This is a genomic window from Sphaerisporangium sp. NPDC049003, from assembly GCF_043197795.1.
Classification (GTDB): domain Bacteria; phylum Actinomycetota; class Actinomycetes; order Streptosporangiales; family Streptosporangiaceae; genus Sphaerisporangium.
Genome location: NZ_JBICTU010000012.1, coordinates 102543 through 123361, shown reverse-complemented (window position 1 = coordinate 123361; position 20819 = coordinate 102543). Strand labels below are relative to the sequence as shown.

General features: G+C 69.4%; 15 protein-coding genes and 1 pseudogene. 12 read left to right on the top strand and 4 right to left on the bottom strand.

Features of this window, described 5'->3' with window-relative positions; all coding sequences use genetic code 11:
• Window positions 1-101 precede the first annotated feature (101 nt).
• Window positions 102-1148 carry a hypothetical protein gene (locus tag ACGFIV_RS15255; protein ID WP_358560179.1) on the bottom strand — a complete coding sequence of 349 codons (1047 nt, stop codon included), beginning with the start codon at window positions 1146-1148 and terminating at the stop codon, window positions 102-104.
• Window positions 1149-1996: 848 nt separating this feature from the next.
• Here ACGFIV_RS15255 and ACGFIV_RS15250 point away from each other — a divergent pair.
• The 12 genes from ACGFIV_RS15250 (at window position 1997) to ACGFIV_RS15195 (ending at window position 17160) form a co-directional block, all read left to right on the top strand.
• Window positions 1997-3469: an APC family permease gene (locus tag ACGFIV_RS15250; protein ID WP_358560177.1), complete on the top strand. Its 1473-nt coding sequence runs from the start codon at window positions 1997-1999 to the stop codon at window positions 3467-3469.
• Window positions 3466-4065 carry a GNAT family N-acetyltransferase gene (locus ACGFIV_RS15245; RefSeq protein ID WP_392835201.1) on the top strand — a complete coding sequence of 200 codons (600 nt, stop codon included), beginning with the start codon at window positions 3466-3468 and terminating at the stop codon, window positions 4063-4065. The genes ACGFIV_RS15250 and ACGFIV_RS15245 overlap by 4 nt, the downstream gene beginning before the upstream one ends.
• A 584-nt stretch (window positions 4066-4649) precedes the next feature.
• Complete coding sequence (locus tag ACGFIV_RS15240; RefSeq protein WP_358560173.1) at window positions 4650-5732, top strand: polysaccharide deacetylase family protein; 1083 nt, start codon at window positions 4650-4652, stop codon at window positions 5730-5732.
• Window positions 5733-5966: 234 nt separating this feature from the next.
• Window positions 5967-6608: a TetR/AcrR family transcriptional regulator gene (locus ACGFIV_RS15235; protein ID WP_358559002.1), complete on the top strand. Its 642-nt coding sequence runs from the start codon at window positions 5967-5969 to the stop codon at window positions 6606-6608.
• On the top strand, window positions 6586-6786 hold the full coding sequence (locus ACGFIV_RS15230; protein WP_358559000.1) for a ferredoxin: 201 nt from the start codon (window positions 6586-6588) through the stop codon (window positions 6784-6786). Before ACGFIV_RS15235 ends, ACGFIV_RS15230 begins: the two co-directional genes overlap by 23 nt.
• A 1-nt stretch (window position 6787) precedes the next feature.
• Window positions 6788-8059: a cytochrome P450 gene (locus ACGFIV_RS15225; RefSeq protein ID WP_392835196.1), complete on the top strand. Its 1272-nt coding sequence runs from the start codon at window positions 6788-6790 to the stop codon at window positions 8057-8059.
• A gap of 349 nt (window positions 8060-8408) precedes the next feature.
• Complete coding sequence (locus ACGFIV_RS15220; RefSeq protein WP_392835194.1) at window positions 8409-9524, top strand: hypothetical protein; 1116 nt, start codon at window positions 8409-8411, stop codon at window positions 9522-9524.
• Between the two features lie 32 nt (window positions 9525-9556).
• A complete protein-coding gene (locus tag ACGFIV_RS15215) occupies window positions 9557-10723 on the top strand; it encodes a toxic anion resistance protein (RefSeq protein WP_392835191.1) in 1167 nt (388 codons plus the stop codon).
• On the top strand, window positions 10720-12330 hold the full coding sequence (locus ACGFIV_RS15210) for a VWA domain-containing protein (RefSeq protein WP_358558992.1): 1611 nt from the start codon (window positions 10720-10722) through the stop codon (window positions 12328-12330). The genes ACGFIV_RS15215 and ACGFIV_RS15210 overlap by 4 nt, the downstream gene beginning before the upstream one ends.
• Complete coding sequence (locus tag ACGFIV_RS15205; RefSeq protein ID WP_358558990.1) at window positions 12317-12946, top strand: hypothetical protein; 630 nt, start codon at window positions 12317-12319, stop codon at window positions 12944-12946. The genes ACGFIV_RS15210 and ACGFIV_RS15205 overlap by 14 nt, the downstream gene beginning before the upstream one ends.
• 498 nt (window positions 12947-13444) lie before the next feature.
• The gene (locus tag ACGFIV_RS15200; RefSeq protein WP_358558988.1) at window positions 13445-15274 is read left to right on the top strand and encodes an ABC transporter ATP-binding protein; all 1830 of its coding nucleotides are present in this window, start codon (window positions 13445-13447) and stop codon (window positions 15272-15274) included.
• Window positions 15275-15471: 197 nt separating this feature from the next.
• On the top strand, window positions 15472-17160 hold the full coding sequence (locus ACGFIV_RS15195; protein ID WP_392835187.1) for a PQQ-dependent sugar dehydrogenase: 1689 nt from the start codon (window positions 15472-15474) through the stop codon (window positions 17158-17160).
• 462 nt (window positions 17161-17622) lie between these two features.
• Here the strand turns inward: ACGFIV_RS15195 and ACGFIV_RS15190 are convergent, their stop codons facing one another.
• From ACGFIV_RS15190 to ACGFIV_RS15180, 3 genes and pseudogenes are all read right to left on the bottom strand, one after another.
• Window positions 17623-17994, bottom strand: coding sequence for a hypothetical protein (locus ACGFIV_RS15190; RefSeq protein WP_392835368.1), 372 nt, complete (start codon window positions 17992-17994; stop codon window positions 17623-17625).
• A 652-nt stretch (window positions 17995-18646) separates the two neighbouring features.
• Window positions 18647-18898 (bottom strand): annotated as a pseudogene (locus tag ACGFIV_RS15185) (AAA family ATPase); the annotation flags it as partial.
• 418 nt (window positions 18899-19316) lie between these two features.
• A complete protein-coding gene (locus tag ACGFIV_RS15180; RefSeq protein WP_392835184.1) occupies window positions 19317-20441 on the bottom strand; it encodes a ricin-type beta-trefoil lectin domain protein in 1125 nt (374 codons plus the stop codon).
• Window positions 20442-20819: the final 378 nt, after the last annotated feature.

Here is a 20819-nt window from a genome sequence, read left to right as displayed (position 1 = left end):
AAATGATCTTCTATCGCACATGACCGCCCTTGAGAACCCCTTACCGGCGAAGCGGTGTGAATCACCCGTTGCGGCTCGCTGGGAATCCCCGCCCCGATGCCCTACCAGGCGACCTGTGAGATGCCGCCGTCGTTCAGAACGGTGGTGACATGGGCGCCGTCGCTCAGGCGGATGCGCTCCAGGCTCCCCGGGAATCGAGCGATGAGGTACCGGCCGGACTCATCCATGGCCAAGGACAGAATCGAGTCCTTGACCGTCGGCCGGAGTGCCAACTCTCGGATGAGCTCGCCGCTTGGGGAACTGATTTCCTGTACCAAAGTGGAGCGGTGCCCGTCCTTTTCGGTTCTCGACAGGGGCACATAGGCCGCGGATCCGTCTGGGCCGAGAACCGCAGAACCACTCACGTACGAGGCGAGACCGTTTTGAGTAGCGGTTCCCCAAGCGGGATGCCTGGCTATCTCGGGCGCGTCGTTGATATCGAGGCCTGTGCTGGTGCTGTCAAGGACCCGCACGCTTACGTCGCCCGTGCAGGCCGCCCCGTCCGGCGGTGCGTTCCCGCACGGGCTCAGCACGGTCATGACAAGGTGCTTCTCGTCCGATGCCCAGGAGATCTCCGATATCCACGAACTCGTCTTCCGGGCCAAGGGGAATTCGTACACCCTGCTTTTGGACAGATCTCTGACGGTGAGACGCGCTCCCGCGGAACCGTCGCCGCCGAAACCCCCGAAGTAGGCGAGCTTCGAGCCCGACCAGGACATCGCCATGGCGATCGTCGCGGGGGTGAAGCCGTACGGCAGCGTCAACGGCTTGACCAGCGACACCGAGCCGTCCGACGCCAGGCCCGCACGAAAGAAGTGCGGAATCCTCCTTTCATCGGTGGCGGAGAAGATGAATCCCCCTCGTGCGACACTGGAGATCTGGTCTATCTCCAGGCCCTTGGGTGCGACGATTTCGTCGAGCCGCTTCCCTGTTGCCGACTCGTATGTGGCCACCGCGCGCCCGGAGCGGTTGGCGACGAAGAATTCCGGCCCTCCCAGGTCATCGTCCCCCGTGATGTCGTGCGCTTCCCCTGGAAGGTCGCCGGCCGCGATCTCGGGTGTCTCCCCGCACCCCATCAGTGCGGTAAGGAGGGTTGCGGCAACCAGCAACGATCTGGAAATTGATTTTCCCCGCAACGGTCCTGACCGGCCTTTCCTGATGGGCGGCGCACCGTGTCCGCCGCTGGGCACAGTTCCGCGGCCAAGACGCTAACGCTCGACGCCCCGGTTCGCACCGAAAACCCCGACTCCTGGCGGGCCTGCGGCCTCGTGGAGCGGCTCGTTCACCGCCGAGGCCGGGGACAGCTCAACCCGGAAGGCGCCGGCACCAGTGATGCGGGCACATCGGACGGCCTCCGGAGTCCCGGCGCGCGACGCGCTCGACCCGCGTAACGAAAAGGCCAACGTCGACGAGGCCGGTCGGCCGGGGGCCGAGGAGCCGCTTGCTCGGGAGCCGGAAGCCCGCGCATGTCGCCGAGCCGGGGCTCCCCTCTGTGCGCCATGCTCGCCGGAAACTCTCGCGGGCCTGGTACAGCCGGAACCGTACGGCCCGCCGGGACGCCGAGCATCTGCCCCGCGGCCTGCCCGTACAGGCCTTCCAGGTGGCGCGGCGTCAGCATCGCGCGGTGCTCGGGCGACAGCCGGTTCAACCCGTCGCGGATGCCGGCGGCCGGCGCCGCATCGTCCGTTCCGCCTTCCGCCGTGTCCGATTTGACGTAATGTGCATTATCGGGTTGTCCAAAACTGGGTGTAACCCATTAACCGGAATTGCGGCTTCCCCGTACATATTTGCCCATCGGGCAATCCGGACACGTCGTTCCTCTAACGATCCGTACTTTCGTCGATGACAGATTTAACAAATCGCCTATATCATCGCCGTTCGTCGTCTGTAGGCGATCTTGCGAGCCTGTCGCAGGCCCTCGGTGTGCCCTCTCTCCCCCCATCTCTCGGAGTTCCGGATGTCCCTCACAGAGCAACGGCCCAGTGCCGTCTCCGCCGCGCTGGCCAAGGATCGGCTCGGCGTCCCATCGGTCGTGTTCTTCGTGGTCTCCGCGGCGGCACCGCTGATGGTCGTCGCGGGTTCGGTCCCGACGGCGTACGCGGTGACGGGCGTCATCGGCGTGCCGTTCGCGTTCCTGATGCTGGGCGCGATCTTCGCGCTCTTCGCCGTCGGGTACGTGACGATGGCCAGGCACGTGGTGAACGCGGGCGCCTTCTACGCCTATGCCGCCCAGGGGCTCGGCCGGACGCAGGGGGTGGCGACCGCGTGGGTGGCGCTGCTGGCCTACAACGCGCTGCAACTGGGTCTCTACGGCATCATCGGGTCGGCCGCGGAACCGCTTCTCCTCGACTGGTTCGGCGGCTCGCCCGCGTGGTGGGTGATCGCGCTGGTGGCGTGGGCGCTGACCGGCCTGCTCGGGCTGCTGCGGGTGGACGTCAACGGCAAGATCCTCTCTGTCCTGCTGGTCAGCGAGATCGCCGTAGTCCTGGTGTTCGACATCGGTGACCTGTTCAACGCCGCCCCGAGCGGCATCAGCTTCGAGGGCTTCGCCCCCGGCTCGCTGTTCGTGCCCGGCGTGGGCGCCGCGCTCGCCACCGTCGTCGCCGGGTTCGCCGGCATCGAGTCGTCGGTGGTCTTCGCCGAGGAGTCCAAGGACCGCAACAGGACCGTGCCCATCGCCACCTACCTGGGCATCACCATCATCGCGGTCCTGTACGCGATCTCCGCCTGGGCGCAGACGGTACCGCCAGGGCCGGGCGGAATCGTCAAGGCGGCGACCGAGCAGGGGCCCACGCTGATCTTCGACCAGGCGTCCGCCCACTTGGGCTCTGGCGTCGCGACCATCGGCTCCGTGCTGTTCGTGACGAGCAGCATCGCCTGCATGATCGCCTTCCACAACACCACGGCCCGCTACATCTTCGCTCTGGGCCGTGAGAACGTGATCCCCTCGCTGTTCGGGCGGACCTCGGCCCGTACCGGCGCTCCGGTGGCCGGATCGGTGCTGCAGACGGCGCTCGGGCTGATCGTGATCATCGTCTACGCGATCTTCGGGCTCGACCCGGTCACGAAGCTGTTCTTCACCTTCGGCGCCTTCGGCGGCCTCGGGCTGCTGACCCTGCTCACCGTCACCTCGATCGCGGTGATCGTGTACTTCTCACGCAACCCCTCGGGGGAGACGGCGTGGCGGACGCGCATCGCACCGGCCCTGGCCGCCCTGGCGCTATGCCTGATCATCGGGCTGACGCTGATCAACTTCGACACGGTCCTCGGGGTCGCGCCCGACTCGCTCATCCGCTGGATCCTGCCTGGCATCTTCGTCGTCGCGATCATCTTCGGCGTCGTGTGGGGCCGTGTGCTGAAGGTGACCAGGCCGGAGGTGTACGCCAACATCGGCTTCGGCGCGCAGGCCGTGACCGGAGGCTCCAAGTGACGGCCGAGATCACCCGGCTGACGGCCGCGGACGCGGCCGGCGAGATCATCGCCGACACGTTCAGCCTCGATGAGATCACGAGCTGGCTCATCCCGCCGGTGGAGGACCGGCTGCCGATCCAGCGGCGGTTCTTCACCATGCACACCGCCCACGCGCTCGACCACGGCACCGTCTACGGGATCCACGAGTCGGGCGAGCTCTCCGGGGTCGCGGTCTGGTTCACCGCGCCGTTCCCCGAGATCCCCGGCCAGGAGGAGGAGATCGCCTCCTTCTCCGGGGAACACGCCGGACGCTTCGGCGTCCTCGGCGAGCAGATGGACAAGCTGCACCCGCACGAGCCGCACCACTACCTGGCGTTCATCGCCCTGGTACGAGGACGGACCGGCCGGGGCCTCGGCAGCCTGCTGCTGGAGGAACACCACCGGCGGCTCGACGCCCAGGGGATGCCGGCCTACCTTGAGGCGAGCAGCGAGGCCAGCCGCCGGCTGTACCTGCGGCACGGCTACGTGGACATGCCCGAACTACTCCGGCTGCCCGACGGCCCGGTCATGTACCCGATGTGGCGGGCGCCGTCGCCTCAGACGCCCTCGGTTTGACGCCCGCCGACGCCGGCTTCGCCGACGACCTCGACGCGGCCCGCCGGACCCCGCCCCCCTTCGGCGGCTGACACCCGGCGGCACATCAGGGTGGTGCGCCCGGGGCGCGGCACCTGGCATACGGAACGGCCTCCCGGCTACGACCGGGAGGCCGTTTGCTTTTGCCGGACGGCCGGACGGCCGGACGTACACGGGCTCGGGCTCGGACACGGCTCGGACACGGCTCGGACACGGCTCGGACACGGACACGGGCTCGGACTCAGACTTGGGCTCGGCGGGCTCCTGGTGATCACGCCGTTAGCCACTCTGAGTGAATTACGAAAGGTTTCGGAAAGTTCATCCACGTTACAGCAGCTTAACGCCGACTTAAACGGTTAATGCACCCGAAACTTTTCAGCAATATATTGACACATTTCGCCGACCTCCGAAGAATGAGGCCCAGGCGAGATCCTCCAACCTTCGCCCGGGTTCCCAGCGGCATAACCACAGCTCAACGCCGTTCGGCGCCTCGGTGCCGACGCGGCGGGCGGCGATGCCGCGCGTACGTCCATGTCCCGATCACGTGTTCCACGGGAGGAACCAACATGATCGACAATGCCGTCCCCCCCGGCAGAGCCGAAAAACGACGTTCACTCACCCGAAACGCCATCGTCATCGCCGCCGTCGGCATCATCGGCGCGGCCTTCGCGTTGACGCTGCCGACATCGGCCGACGCCGCGAGCACGCTGGGCGGCCTGACGCCTCTGCTTAGCGCTGGTAGCTGCAGCGCGGGATACGTCGGCCTGACCTTCGACGACGGCCCCAACCCGAGCAACACCAACACCCTGCTGAACACCCTGAAGTCCAACGGCGTGCGGGCCACCCTGTTCAACATCGGGCAGAACGCCCAGAACAACACGGCCCTGGTCAAGGCACAGCAGGACGCCGGCATGTGGATCGGGAACCACAGCTGGACCCACCCGCACCTGACCCAGATGAGCAGTTCGCAGATCCAGTCGGAACTGCAGCGGACCCAGCAGGTCATCCAGCAGGTCACCGGAACCGCGCCCAAGCTGTTCCGCCCCCCGTACGGGGAGACCAACGCCACGCTCAAGTCGGTCGAGCAGCAGCTCGGCCTCACCGAGATCATCTGGGACGTCGACTCCCAGGACTGGAACGGCGCGAGCACCGCGCAGATCGTCCAGGCCGCCAGCACCCTGCAGAACGGCCAGATCATCCTCATGCACGACCAGTACGCGACCACGATCGCCGCGATCCCCCAGATCGTGCAGAACCTGACGAGCCGCAACCTGTGCGCCGGCATGATCTCGCCGTCGACCGGCCGGGCCGTCGCCCCGACCGGTGGCACCGACCCGACGCCTACGCCGACCCCCACGGTCACCCCTCCCCCCGGCGGTGGCAGCTGCACGGCCACGATCTCGCAGGGTCAGCAGTGGAGCGACCGGTTCAACCTGTCGGTAGCGGTCTCGGGCAGCAACTCCTGGATCGTCACGGTCACGGTACGCAGCCCGCAGAAGATCATCGCCACCTGGAACGGATCCCCGACGTGGGACTCCACCGGCAACGTCATGACGATGAGGCCCAACGGCAGCGGAAACACCTTCGGCTTCACGATCCAGCACAACGGGAACTGGACCTGGCCGGCGGTCTCCTGCCGAGTGGGCTGACCCCCGCGCGCGAGACCCCGCACAGCACCCGGTGACCAGGTCGTGTGGTGCGGCGATTCCCGATCGCCGCACCACACGACCTTTGGCTTGACGCGGGTCGGCCAGGCGTCGAGCATCGTTGACGGCGCAGGAGTGACAGATGCGCGCCCAACCGTCAGGTTCGGTGCGTCCAGACTCACTCAGCCGGGTGAGCAGGCGCTTGACGAAACAAATGAACGGTCATTTAATTCGCTTATGGGGCGTATCGCTGGCGTCACCGCCGCCGAGACGCGTCAACGGTTGTTACGAGCGGCCGCCGACGTGTTCGCCGAGCGCGGGTACGACGGCACCCGCGTGGCCGACATCGCCGCGGCCGCGCAAGTGAGCAACGGCGCGCTGTACGCGCACTTCGGCTCGAAGGCCGAGCTGATCGTGTCCGCGCTGCGGGCGCACGGGCGGCAGCTCCTGGCCGGCCTGTTCGCCGCCGACCCCGACCGGTCGATCACCGATGTGCTCCTCGTGATCGGCCGCTGGCTACCGCGCCGTCGCGACGTTCCCGGTTACCTCATCGTCGAGGCGCTGGTCGCGGCCCGTCGCGACGAGGACGTCGCCCGTCCGATGCGCGACTACGTCGGCGAGCGGGCCGACTGGATCGCCGACCTGGTACGCGTGGCCCAGGGCGGTGGCGAGCTGGATCCCGCGCTGTCGCCGGACGCGCTGGCCCATTTCTGCCTGCTGCTGGCGATGGGCAGCGCGCTCATCACGCCCAACCTGCACGCCGTCGACGACGGGGAATGGTCGGCGTTGCTCACCCGTGTCGTGGGCGCCCTCGCCCCACCGACGACATCACCGCACACAGAGCGGAGCATCCGCAGTGAAAGTACGAATCGGTCCTGAGCGCTGCCAGGGACACGGCCGCTGCTACGACCTGGCCCCCGACCTGTTCAAAGAGGACGGCGAGGGCTACGGGCAGGTCATCGGTGACGGCGTCGTGCCACCGGGCGACGAGCGCACGGCACGCCTGGCCGTGTCCAACTGCCCGGAGCGAGCGATCGACCTCAGCGAGGACGCGTGAGATGACCGTCGACGACCGCTTCACCCGGGACTTCCGGGAGACCCGCCCGGACGCTCCTGTCGGCACTCGCAACGAGGTCATCACCGGCCCGGTCTCCGACTGGGCGACCGGCTTCTCGCACCTCGAACCCGAATGGGCGGAAGATCCGTATCCCATCCAGGACGACCTGCGGCAGCGGTGCCCCATCGCGCACACCGACCGCTTCGGCGGCGGCTGGCTCCCGACGCGCTACGAGGACGTCGCGGCGATCGCCTACGACACCGAGCGCTTCTCCTCGCGGTCGATCATCATGAGCAACTTCCGGCCGCCCCGCGAGCTGGCGCCGGTCGGCGGCACGCCGCCGATCTCCTCCGACCCGCCGTTCCACCACGACGCGCGCAAGCTGCTGCTGCCGGCGTTCACCAAGAGCGAGGTCACCAAGCGGGAGGCGGCGACCAGGGCCTTGTGCCACAGCCTCATCGACGAGTTCGAGGGACGGCCTGTCGTCGACGCGGCCCGCGACTACGCCCAGTACATCCCGATGCGGGTCATCGCGGACATGCTCGGGTTCCCGCCGGAGGACGGCCCGCGGTTCCGTGAGTTCATCGAGAACGCGCTCGAAGGCGTCAACCTGCCGACGGACGAGCGCGTCGCGCGCATGGGGCGGTTGTTCGACTACCTGCTCGCGCAGATCCGCGACCACCTCGACAACCCGCGTGAGGACCTGACGACGTACCTCATCAACGCCGAGCTGTACGGCGACAAGCTCGACCCGTCCCACGTGGCCGGCACGATGGCGCTCCTGCTCATCGCCGGCATCGACACCACCTGGAGCGCCATCGGCGCGTCGCTGTGGCATCTGGCCAAGACCCCGGGCGACCGCGAGCGCCTGGTCGCCGAGCCCGAGCTGCTGCCGACCGCGATGGAGGAGTTCCTGCGGGCCTACGCGCCCGTCACCATGGCGCGGCTGGTCAAGGAGGACATGCGCTGGAACGGCGTCGACATGAGGGCCGACGACTGGATCCTGCTCTCGTTCCCCGCGGCCAACCGTGACCCGGAGCAGTTCGACCGGGCGGACGAGGTCGTCATCGACCGCCAGGTCAACCGGCACGCCGCGTTCGGCCTCGGCATCCACCGCTGCGTCGGCTCGCACCTGGCGCGCATGGAGCTGCGGGTCGCCCTCGACGTCTGGCTGGAGCGGATCCCGGACTTCACCCTGGCGGACCCGGCGGAGGTGACCTGGTCCGCCGGCCAGGTACGCGGCCCCCGCGCGCTCCCCCTCCGCATCGGCTGACCTCGTCGGGTCACGCGGAGCGGCCGAGGGCCGGCCGCGCGGCCACCACGCCGGCTCATGGGAGCCGCTCGGCGGAAGGCGCCTGGTGGCGCCGCACCCCGTTGTGGAACCTTGACCGGCCAGGTGGCCGCCTCGGTGCCGGCCGGACCCACGGCAGCCATTGCACCTTTTGCCCACTTTTGTAAGACATAATTGTCTTTTTGTGCATTCGAATTATGACGTAATGGTGAACGGAAGCGGAATTATCACTACTTCTCGCAAGCCTCGCCCCACCTCGTCGTGATAACTTCCATAATTCGGTTGGGGGCGCCGACTTATGGCGATACGGGGCGAGCTTTCGAGGAATCAAATGAAGCGTTGGATCGGCGTCGGGCTGGCGCTGCTCCTCGGTGCCGCCGTGGTGGTGGCGATCGTGTTGGGGAACCGCGGCGGTGGCACGGAGACGCGGGAGCCCGCCCTGGTCCGCGGGGTGATCGGATCGGAGAAGAAGCCGTTCTTCGACGATCAGAGGGTGCGGGCGGTCTTCGCCCGGCACGGCCTCCGGGTGGAGGTCGACACCGCCGGCTCGCGCCAGATCGCGGCCTCGGTGGATCTGAAGAAGTACGGCTTCGCGTTTCCCTCCAGTGCTCCGGCGGCCGAGAAGATCAAGCGTGACCAGGGCGCCACCCGCACGTTCGCGCCGTTCTCCTCCCCCATGGCGATCGCCACGTTCAAGCCGATCGTGGACGTGCTCACCAAGGCGGGCGTCGTGCGCGATTCCGGCCAGGGCTACCAGGTGCTCGATATCCGGAAATATCTGGATCTGGCGGCCAAGGGCACGCGGTGGGACAGGCTGCCGGGCAACACCGCCTACCCGGCGCGCAAGCGCGTGCTGCTCACCACCACCGACGTGCGCACCTCCAACTCCGCGGCGATGTACCTGTCGATCGCCGGCTATGTGGCCAACGGCGACGACGTCGTCACCTCTGACGCGCGGGCCTCCAGGGTCGCGGAGGCCGTCGCCCCGCTCTTCCTCGACCAGGGGTACTCCGAGACCTCCACCGAGGCACCGTTCGAGGACTACCTGTCCCTGGGGATGGGGAAGACGCCCATGGTCATGGTCTACGAGGCGCAGTACGCCTCGCGGCTGTTCGCAGGGGACGGCTCGATCCGCCCCGACATGCGGCTCATCTACCCCTCGCCCACGGTCCTCAGCAAGCACACGCTCGTACCGCTCAGCCCGCAGGGCACCGAGGTCGGCCGGCTCCTGCAGGAGGACCCGGAGCTCGGGCGCCTCGCCGCCCTGTACGGCTTCCGCACCGCCGCCGCCAAGGCGTTCGACGACCTGGCGGCCAAGGTCAGGGCGCGGCTCCCGGCCGGCCTGATCGACGTGGTGGAGCCGCCCGACTACGAACGGCTGGAGGGCATGATCGCCGCGATCGACCTGCTCTACCGGTCCGGCTCGGTCCCCTCCCCAACCCCCTGACCTCACCTTCCCCCCTGCGAGGAGAGACCACCGTGAGCGATCTCGTGCTCAGCCCGCCCGAACCCGTGGCCAAGGTGCCCACGGAGAAGGCGGCCACCATGCTGCCGGTCCCGGAGGGACGCGCGTCCGAGCTGGACGAGAAGGCCAGGGGCTTCGCCGAGGAGCTGGGCGGACTGGACCCCCGGTCGCCGGAGTTCACCCGCAAGGTGCGCGACATCACCTCCATGGGCGACTCGGAGATCCGGGCCTCCTCCCAGGTGGCGAACCGCATGCTGAAGCGCCCGGTGGCCGCGCTGGCGTCCGCCAAGGGAGAGGGCAAGGACGCGCAGGCGGCGGTGGCGGGGCAGTTGGTCGCTCTGCGCCGCACGATCGTCGACCTGGACCCCAAGCACGCGTCCAACCCGGCCAAGAAGCTGCTGGGACTGATCCCGTTCGGCGATAAGCTGCGCGACTATTTCGCGAAGTATCAGTCGGCGCAGCGGCACATCGACGACATCATCCGTGCCCTCAAGTCCGGGCAGGACGAGCTGCTCAAGGACAACGCGGCCATCGAGGGCGAGAAGACCAACCTGTGGGAGTCGATGAAGCGCCTGCAGGAGTACGCCCTACTCGCCGCCGCACTCGACTCCGCGGTGGAAGACAAGATCACGCAGGTCGAGGCGGCCGACCCCGAGAAGGCCACCGCCCTCCGCTCGGACGCGTTGTTCGGCATCCGGCAGAAGCACCAGGACCTGCTCACGCAGCTCGCGGTGTCCGCCCAGGGGTACCTGGCGCTGGACCTGATCCGCAGGAACAACCTTGAGCTGATCAAGGGGGTGGACCGGGCGACCACGACGACGATCGCGGCGCTGCGCACGGCCGTGACCGTGGCCCAGGCCCTCGCCGACCAGAAGCTCGTGCTCGACCAGATCACGGCGCTGAACAGCACCACCTCGGATCTGATCGTGGCGACCAGCGAGATGCTGCGCACGCAGGCGGCCGGCATCCAGACCCAGGCGGCGTCCACCACCGTCGACATGGACGCGCTGCGCCAGGCGTTCGACAACATCTACACCACCATGGACATGATCGACACGTTCAAGGCCAAGGCCGTGGAGAACATGGCGATCACCGTGGACAACCTGACCATCGAGCTCGACCACGCGCGCACGTACCTGGAGCGCTCCCAGCGCGGCGACGAGCAGGCGCTCCCCCGATGAGCGAACCGTCGCCCGGCGTACGCGCGGGTTCCCGCCCGCTCAGGCGGGCGATCGCCGTGCTGACCCTGCTGACGGCGGTCGCGTGCGGCGGTACGGACACGCCCGGCACCCCCGCGGACGGTCCTGACGCGCTGCGCGTCCTCGCGGGAAGCGAGATCAAGGACCTGGAGCCGCTGCTCAGCCGGGCCAAGGACGCCGTCGGCGTGCGGGTCGTCCTGTCGTACGCCGGAACGCTCGACGGGGCCGACCAGGTGGCGAGCGGCGGCGCGGACGGGACGTACGACGCGACGTGGTTCTCCTCCAACCGTTACCTGTCGCTGATCGACGGGGCGACCGCCCGGCTCTCGACCCAGACCAAGGTCATGGTCTCGCCCGTGCTGCTCGGGCTGAAGGCGTCCAAAGCGCGCGAGCTGGGCTGGGACCGCAAGCCCGTGACCTGGAACGACATCGCCTCGGCCGCTCGCGCCCACAAGTTCACCTTCGGCATGACCAGCCCCGCGGCGTCCAACTCCGGATTCTCGGCGCTGGTCGGCGTGACGGCGGCGCTGTCGGACGCCGGGGAGGCCCTGGACAAGGCCCAGATCCACGCGGCGACGCCCAGGCTGAAGGAGTTCTTCTCGGCGCAGACGCTCACCGCCGGCTCCTCCGGGTGGCTCGCGGACGCGTACGCCAAGCAGGGCTCGGTGGACGGACTGGTGAACTACGAGTCCGTGCTCCTCGGCCTCAACGCCTCCGGCAGGCTCACCGAGCCGCTCACGCTGATCTACCCGAGCGACGGGGTGGTGACGGCCGACTACCCGCTCACGCTCCTGAGCTCCGCGACCCCGGGCAAGAAGGAGCTGTACGGGAAGCTCGCCGCCTGGCTGCGCGGGCCGGAGATCCAGCGGGAGCTCATGACCACGACCTACCGCCGGCCGATCGTCCCCGAGGTCGGGCCGGACCGGCGTTTCGGGTCCGCGCCGCTGGTGGAGCTCCCCTTCCCCAACCGGCGCAGCGCGGCCGACGAGCTGATCGGCGTCTACCTCAACCAGGTGCGCGAGCCGTCGCGGACGCTGTTCGTGCTGGACACCTCCGGCTCGATGGAAGGCGACCGGATCGACGCCCTCAAGCAGGCGCTGACCGCGCTGTCCGGCGCCGACACCTCCGCCAGCGGGTCGTTCTCGCGCTTCCGCGACCGCGAGACGGTCACGATGATCCCGTTCAGCGGGGCCCCAGGCACGCCGCAGACCTTCACGCTGCCCGACCGGAACCCCGAACCCATGCTCCAGCGGATCCGGTCGTACGGCGAGGCGCTGCGCGCGGGCGGCGGCACGGCGATCTTCGACAGCCTGCGGGCCGCCTACGAGGAGGCCAGGTCGTCGCCATCGGAGGATTTCACCTCGATCGTGCTGATGACCGACGGCGAGAACACGGACGGCGGCTCGTACGACGACTTCGCCAGCTACTACGCGTCGCTGCCCGTGAAGTTCCGGACCTTCGTCGTGCTCTTCGGCGACAGCGACGCCGACGAGATGCGGCGGATCGCCCAGCTCACCGGTGGAGCGACCTTCGACGCCCGGAAGGGGTCGCTGGCCGCCGCCTTCAAGGAGATCCGTGGCTACCAGTAGTCCCGGCGCGCGGATCCTCGCCTACGCCGGCTCGACCAGGAACATCGCCGGATGCGCCCTGGCGCTCGCCGGGGTCGTCCTGGTCTTCCTGGGCGTCGCCGGGACGTTCTGGCCCGTCGTGGTGGCCGGGCTGTACGGCGTCGGGGCGCTGCTGGCACCGGCCGACCGGGTGAGGCTCACGATCTCGCACGCGGAGGTGGAGTCCCGGCGGCTGCACGCCGACCTGGACACCCTGCTGGCCAAGGTCGGCGGGGGCCGGTTCCCCGGCGACGTGGTGGCGAGGACCGGCGCGCTCGCCGAGGTGCTGCGCGACATCCTCAGGCGCGCGGACGCGCTCACCTCCTCACCCGACCATCTGTACATCGTCTCGCAGACGATCAGGGACTACCTGCCGTCCAGCCTGGAGGCGTACGCGAACCTGCCCCGCTCGTACGCGCTCACGCGGCGCGGCGAGCGGGAGCGCAGCGCCCACGAGGAACTGCTGGCCCAGCTCGACCTGCTGGACGCCCGGCTGCGCGAGGTGGCCGAGTCGGTCTACCGGGGCGACGAGCAGGCCCTGCGCGACCAGGGCAGGTTCCTGCGGGACCGGTTCGGCGGCTCCGGCCTGGACCTCTGACCGTCCAGATCCTCTCGAAAAGGAACGTCATGAGACCGAGCCGGTTCCGCGCCTCCAGGCTGGGCGGCGTGCTTCTCCTTTGCGCCGCCACCCTGACCCCGGTACCGGCTCCCGCGGGCCTTCAGGGCGAAGCGCATCCGGCGCGCAGCCGATCATCATCGCCAACTACGGCACAGGCACGCCGCAGGAGGCCGCCGACTGGGTCAAGTACGCCAACGTCACCAAGGCGTACGGCGTGAAGTACTGGGAGATCGGCAAAGAGAACTACGGCAACGGCCACTACGGCACCGCCTGGGAGGCCGACGACCACGCCGGCCATGGAGGCCGACAGAATGGCAGACCGTCAACAGCGGCTGGAGCAGCACACTCTGACCCCGAAGCCGGACCGGACTCGGATCACTGTTCCTCTGGGATCCGGGGCCGGCGTTCGAAAATCGCTCGCCCCTCGCGCCCACTCCACGTCACCATGGCCATAGCCGTGAGTATTCGGAGGGGCGGATGGCATTGCTCGGATCACCTGACTCCCCCGCGGACCAACCGTCCGCCCGGAGGTCGGCCGTTCTGCTGGCACTTCGGTATTACAACGGGGAACTGCTGAGGCAGTGGCGGATCGCCGTGCCCGCGCTGATCTCGCCGGCGGTGGGGAACATCTGCCTGTTCTACCTGGCGCCACTGGCGGTCGGCGGCATCGTGGGGCGTCTGTCCGACGGCGGGGACGGCACCCTCGCCGTGCTCCTGCCGTACGTGCTCGGCTTCGGCGCGTGGCTGCTCGTGGGCGAGGCGCTGTGGCGGGTCGGTCTGCACTTCGTGTTCCGCACCGAGGCACGGGGCATCGAGCGGCTCGGTGTGACGGGCATGGAGAAGCTGCTGGTCAAGGACGCCGCGTTCTTCCACGACAACTTCGCGGGCTCGCTGACCAAACGGGTGCTGAGCTTCTCCAGCGGGTTCGAGGGTTTCGTGGACACGCTCACGTTCTCGGTCATCGCCAAGGTGGTGCCGCTGGCGTTCGCCTCGGTGGTGCTGTGGCGGTACCACCCGCTCCTGGTCTTCGTCCTCGTGGGCCTCATCGCCGTCACCGGCTTCCTCGTCACCCCGCTCATCCGCCGTCGCCAGAGGCTGGTGGACCGGCGCGAGGCCGCCAAGGTACGGGTGTCCGGGCACGTCGCCGACGTGCTGGCCAACATGGACACGGTCCGCGCGTTCGCCGCCGAGGACCGCGAGGCCCTGGAGCACCGAGCCCGGCTCGCCGAGCAGCGCAGGCTGACGCTCCGTTCCTGGGACTACGGCAACCTCCGGGTGGACACCGTCGTCTCACCGCTGTCGATCATCACCAGCACCGTCGGCCTGCTCCTCGCCGTCACCCTGCGCGGTGGCCTGGGCGTCGAGGCCATCGTGGTGACGTTCACCTACTACGCGAACACGATCAACCTCATGTTCGAGTTCAACCAGATCTACCGTCGCCTGGAGAGCGTGCTCACCGAGGCCGCCCAGTTCACCGAGCTTCTCCTCACACCGCCGGGCGTGGTCGACCCGGACGACCCGCAACCCCTGCGCCCGGCCGACGCGGGCGTCCGCTTCGAGCGGGTGACGTTCGCGCACGCCGGCAATCCGCTCCTGTTCGACGGCCTGGACCTGGACATCACCACCGGCACCAAGATCGGCCTGGTCGGCCGGTCCGGCGGCGGCAAGACCACTCTCACCCGGCTGCTGCTCCGCCTCATGGACATCGACGGCGGCCGGATCCTGATCGGCGGGCAGGACATCACCCGGCTCAACCAAGCCGACCTGCGCAGCCTGATCGCGTACGTCCCCCAGGAGCCCGCCTTGTTCCACCGGTCGTTGCGCGACAACATCGCCTTCGCCCGGCCGGGGGCCACCGACGCCGAGGTCCACCAGGCCGCACGGGCGGCGCACGTCACGGAGTTCGCCGAGGCGCTGCCGGAGGGCTTCGACACGCTGGTCGGGGAGCGCGGCGTCAAACTCTCCGGCGGCCAGCGTCAGCGCGTCGCCCTCGCCCGCGCCATCCTGCTCGACGCGCCGATCCTGCTTCTGGACGAGGCCACGAGCGCGCTGGACTCGGAGAGCGAGATCCTCGTGCAGGAAGCCCTCTGGGGCCTGATGCGCGACCGTACCGCCCTCGTGGTCGCGCACCGGCTGAGCACCGTCGTCCGCATGGACCGCCTGGTCGTGATCGACCAGGGGCGCATCGTGGAACAGGGCAGTCACCGCGAACTCCTCCAGGCCCAGGGGCCGTACGCCCGTCTGTGGCACCACCAGTCCGGCGGCTTCCTGGTCGAAGAGAGCACCTCGGACGCCGTCAACCGCTGACGCGCGCCGAGTCCTTCGATCTTGGGGATGCCCGAACCACTGCCGGGCCGCAACTTTCGCCCTTTCGGTGAAAGTTTCACGGGCGCGGCGTCGTCCTCCCAGATTGCCGGGGCGAACCGGTCGCGGTGTTTGAGGTCCTGAGGCCCACGTGCCTACGGTGCCGTTATCAGCACAGTGATTCGGTCGAGGAGTCCATCATGCGCGCCCGCGTCGTCCCTGCTCTGATTCTGGCTCTGCTCGCGCTCGTCGTCACCGCTCCCGAGGCGCGCGCCCAGGTGGTGGGCGGCTTCGACTTCTCCCGGGCGCAGGTCTCCGTCACGGGCCTTCAGGTGCCCTGGGGCCTGGCGTTCCTGCCGGACGGCAGCGCGCTGGTGTCCGAACGCGACACCGGACGCATCCTGCAGGTGCGGCCGGGCCAGACGCCCACGGCGGTCGCCACCGTCAGCGGGGTGAGCGCCTCGGGTGAGAGCGGCCTGCTCGGCATCGCCGTGTCACCCACCTACGCCCAGGACGGCTGGGTGTACGCGTACTTCACGAGCACCGCCGGGGACAACCGCCTGGTCAGGCTGCAACTGACCGCGCCTCAGACGCAGACGGTGCTCTTCTCCGGGGTCCCGAGCAACACCTTCCACGACGGCGGCCGCATCGCCTTCGGGCCGGACGGCATGCTCTACGTGGCGACCGGCGACGCCGGCAACTCCGCCAACGCCCAGAACGTCAACAGCCCCGCAGGGAAGATCCTGCGTATGACGCCCACCGGGGGTGTGCCCGCGGACAACCCGATCGCGGGCTCGCGCGTGTGGACCTACGGCCACCGCAACGTCCAGGGCCTGACCTGGGACCCCCAGGGCAGAATGTACGCCGCCGAGCTGGGGCAGAACACCTGGGACGAGGTCAACCAGATCGTCGCGGGCTCCAACTACGGCTGGCCGACGTGCGAGGGCACCTGCTCCAACCCCTCCTTCCGCAACCCGATCGTCACGTGGACGACCGCCGAGGCGTCGCCCAGCGGGCTGGCCTTCGCCGGCAACACGCTCTTCGTCGCCGCGCTGCGCGGCCAGCGGCTCTGGACGGTGCCGCTGAGCGGCGCCGGTACGCCCGGCACCCCGCTGGCCGAGTTCACGTCCGCCTACGGGCGGCTCCGCACGGTCGCGGTCGGGCCGGACGGCTGGCTCTGGGTGACGACCAGCAACAGGGACGGCCGCGGCACCCCGGTGGCGCAGGACGACCGCATCGTCCGCGTCCCCCCGGCCACCACCGGGGGCGACACCAGCCCGCCGACCGCGCCGACCGGCCTCGCCGCGTCGGGGACGACCTCCACCGGCACCACCCTGACGTGGACCGCGTCCACCGACAACGTGGGCGTGACCGGCTATGACGTCCTGCGCGCGCCGGGCGCGTCCGGCGGCGCCTTCGCGCAGGTGGGGACCTCCGCCACCACCTCGTTCGCCGACACCGGGCTCACCGCGAACACCACGTACCGCTACCAGGTCCGGGCCCGCGACGCGGCGGGCAACCTCTCGCCGGTGTCGAACACGGCGACCGTCACCACCCCGCCCGGCGGCGGGGGCACGGGCGGATGCTCGGTTACGGCGACCGTCCAGTCGCAGTGGGGGAACGGGTACGTGATCCAGCCGGTCACGGTCGCCAACACCGGCACCTCGGCGATCAACGGCTGGACGGTGACCTTCACCCTGCCGAGCGGCCACACCGTCACCGGCTCGTGGAACGCCACGCTGACCGTCAGCGGGCAGACCGTCACGGCGAAGAGCGCCGGGCACAACGGCGCGCTCGGCCCCGGCCAGAGCACCACCTTCGGCTTCCAGGCGAGCCGTCCGAACGGCGACACCCAGACGCCCTCCGGCTACCGGTGCACGAGCCCCTGAGACAACTCGCGCCCCCCGGCCACGCCGGGGGGCGGCCCTGCCCGTGACTCGGTCGAGGAAGCTCGACGTTCCCTCGCCCCCGGACCGTCCGGTCCGTCTCACATTCCCGCCTCCAGCACCCCGGCCGGGGGCGTGCGGTGCCCGGCGGCGAACGCGGAGTCGAAGCCCGCCGGGCCGAGCCGGTCTCGCAGGGCCGCCGGGAGGGAGGGGTCAGGGACCAGGTCCTGCCGGTTCGCGGGGTCGAGTCGTCCGGCGGCGCCGAGCAGGGCGGCGGCGCGCTCGAAGTCACCGGCGGCGCATTCGGCCCCGGCGAGCAGGCGCAGGCCGATCGCGGTGAGGCGCAGATCGAGGCCGACGGCGATCCGGGTGCCTTCCGCGAAGTGCCGCCGCGCCTGATCGTGCTCGCCGCCGAAGGACGCTGCGCGGCCCAGGCCGAGGAGGCAGCGGACCGCGCAGCGCAGGTCACCGATCCGCCGGAACTCGGGGAGCAGGGCGCTGAACCGGGCGCGCGATCGCGTGGTCTCCGAACTGCTGGTCGAAGATGGCCCGGTACTGCTCGGCGTGCAGCCGTTCGTGGTCGTTGCCGCTGGTCCTGGCCAGTCGCGCGGCCTCGGCCAGCCAGCTGGGCACGTCGTCGAGGTGAACCCGCTCCTCGATCGCCCGTTGGGCCATCTGGTTGAGGCACTTCGCGCGTTTGACGTGGTCGCCCTGCCGGCCGAACAGCTCGGCGGCGTGGGACAGCCGGGCGAAGGCGGCTTCGGCGTCGGCGGCGAACCCGAGGCCGGCCAGCGCCAGGGCGCGGTGCCAATCGTCGCCCAGTCGCTGGAAGAGCATGGGCGAAATGACGGACGCTGTCGAGCAGGCGGTATTCGGTGGACTCGTCCTGGCGGGAACTGATCAGCGACCGGTCCAGCAGGCGCGAGAAGACGCGCAGGAGGTCGCTTGAGTCCAGCGGCGGGTAGGCGAGGACCTGCGTCGCCGTGTCATAGTCGAACTCGCCGGGGAACACCGAGCAACGTTCCAGCAGGAGCCGTTCGTCCTCGCTCAGCAGCTCGTAGCTCCAGGTCAGCGCGCCCTCCAGGGTGCGGTGCCTGTTCGGCGCGCCGTGTGCTCCATCGGTCAGCAGGGCGAACCGGTCGTCCAGACGGGCCAGCAGCTCGGCCGGGGTGAAGAACCGGATCCGGGCGGCGGCCAGTTCGACCGCCAGCGGCAGGCCGTCCAGCCGATGACAGATCGTCGCGACCTGCCGCGCGTTGCCGGGTGTGACCTCGAACCCGGGCGAGGCGGCGGCGGCGCGTTCCGCGAACAGCCAGGCGGAGCCGACGCTCCGCACGGCCGCCGGGTCGTCCACTTCGGCGGGCAGCGGCAGCGGCGGGATCTCGTAGACGACCTCCCCCGCCAGATGGAGCGCTCCATGGCTGGTGGCCAGCACGTGCGTGTCGCCGGTGGTTGTCAGCAGATCGGCCAGCAGATCCGCGACGGTGTCGGTCACGTGCTCGCAGTTGTCCACCACGAGCCAGTGCCGCCCCTCGGCGAGGGTCTCGCGGATCAGTGTGCGCAGCCGGTGCTCTCCGCCGACGACGCCCAGCGCGTCGGCGAGCACCCGCTCCGCCGAATCTCCGGGAGACAGCAGCGCGAGATCGACCAGGACGGCCGGCGGGAGGGTGGTCACCGAGTGTGCCAGGTGCAGCGCCAGGCGGGTCTTTCCGGAGCCGGGCGGTCCGGTCAGTGTCACCATCCGGTGCTCGTCGAGGAGCCGGCGCAGGTCGCGGATCTCCCTGGTCCGGCCGACGAACGACGACAGCGGCTTGGGCAGCACGCCGCGGGGCTCGCGACCGGCGCGGAAACGGGCCGCCGCGTCGACCAGGGCGAGCCGGTTGGTGCCCCCGAGTTTTCGCAGCAACGACTACGCATCGAGCTTGATCCTTTCGTCGTACGAGATGTGCGATGACGCCGTCGCGAGGGTGGCCGGGCGGCGGGGGCACCTCCCGGTACCTGTCGCAGGCGCCGTGGCGTCCGTGGCAGAGATGTCGGTGCGGGGTCGCACGTCCGGAACGCGAGCGCCGCCGACAGAAACACGGCGAGAGCCGCCTCGCCAGGCCTGGCGCTCGCCGAGGCGGCCGGCTACGGCCGCCGCCCCGGCGAGGGATCGTGGGTCAGACGCGGGTCCAGCGCTGGTTCGCGGCGCCGCTGCAGGACCAGATCTGCAGTTTCACGCCGTTGGCGGTGGAGTAGTTCGGCGCGTCCAGGCACTTGTTCGCGCCGACCGCGGTGATACTCCCGTCGGTGTTGAAGCGCCACTGCTGGTTGGTCTGACCGTTGCAGTCCCAGATCTGCACCTGCGTGCCGTCGGCGGTGCCCGCGCCGGTCAGGTCCAGGCACTTGCCGCCGTACTCGCGCAGCTCACCCGCGCTGGTCAGGGTCCACCGCTGGTTGGTCTGACCATTGCAGTCCCAGATCTGCACCTGCGTGCCGTTGGTCTGCGAGGCGCCGGTGACGTCCACGCACCGGCCCGAGCCCACCCCGCGGATCGCACTGGTGGAGGAGGGTGCCGGGGTGGGGGTGCCGGGCTGGTCGATGCTGCCGGGGACGGATTGGAGTGCGGTGTACCAGGCGGCGGCCATTTTGTCGTAGCCGCCGGAGGTGGGGTGGATGCCGTCGATGAGGTCGGCGGTGGTCAGTTTGCTGTGCATGTCGACCAGGTGGACGTGCTTGCCGTTGTTGACCTTGGTCTGCACGATGCCGGGGACGGCGGCGTTGAAGGTGCGGGCGGCGGATTCCTGGCCGGTGTTGGACAGCGGGATGATCGTGGCGACGAAGACGTGCGCGTCGGGGGTGGTGGCGGTGATGTGGTCGATGAGGGTGGAAAGCCGCTGGGGTGCGGTGGAGAGGTTGTAGTTCTGCAGGACGTCGTTCGTGCCGATGTGCAGGAGCACGGTGCGCGGGTTGTAGGTGCGCAGCCAGCCGGTGATGTTGGCGTCGATCTGGTCGATGCGCCACCCGGGATGTCCCTCGTGGTCGTGGTCGCCGAGGTTTCCGGGCCCGTTGTACTGCGATCCGACCAGGTCGATCGTGTAGCGGCCGGCGGCCAGGCGCTGCCACAGTCCGATGCGGTATCCGCCCGGGACCTGGGTCCCCTCGGTGATCGAGTCGCCCAGCGGCATGACCCGCACCCCGCCGTTGGACTCCGCGCCGGCGACACCGGCTCCCAGCACCATGCCCAGCGCCACCACGGCCACGGTCAGGGCCGCTGCGGTGAACCGTCGTCTCCACCTACGCATGCTCTATCCCCTCGGGCGGCTGCGAGCAGGCCCAGCCCGTAGTCATTGTTATCGCTAACATCTTTGGCATCAGCTTTCTCATGGGCGAATGCCGTGAGGTGGTGCGATCTTTGGGGCAGGGCCCGGCGCACGGCCGGCTTGCCTGCCGTTCCCTGCGGCTACGAAATCGCCGCAGGCCACAAAGGCCAGCTCCTCGGACTCTTCTGTCGCGCGGAGAGCCTTCCATCAGAGATCGGCGACCGTGAGGGCGGATCACAGGGACGTGGTGTCCATCCCGATCTCGCCGCACCCCGGTCAATGGTGCGCTTTATGAGTGATGACGATTGTTATCGCTAACATCGCGCGTGCGGATCACTTCCCCCCTCTGTCGGGTGGCCG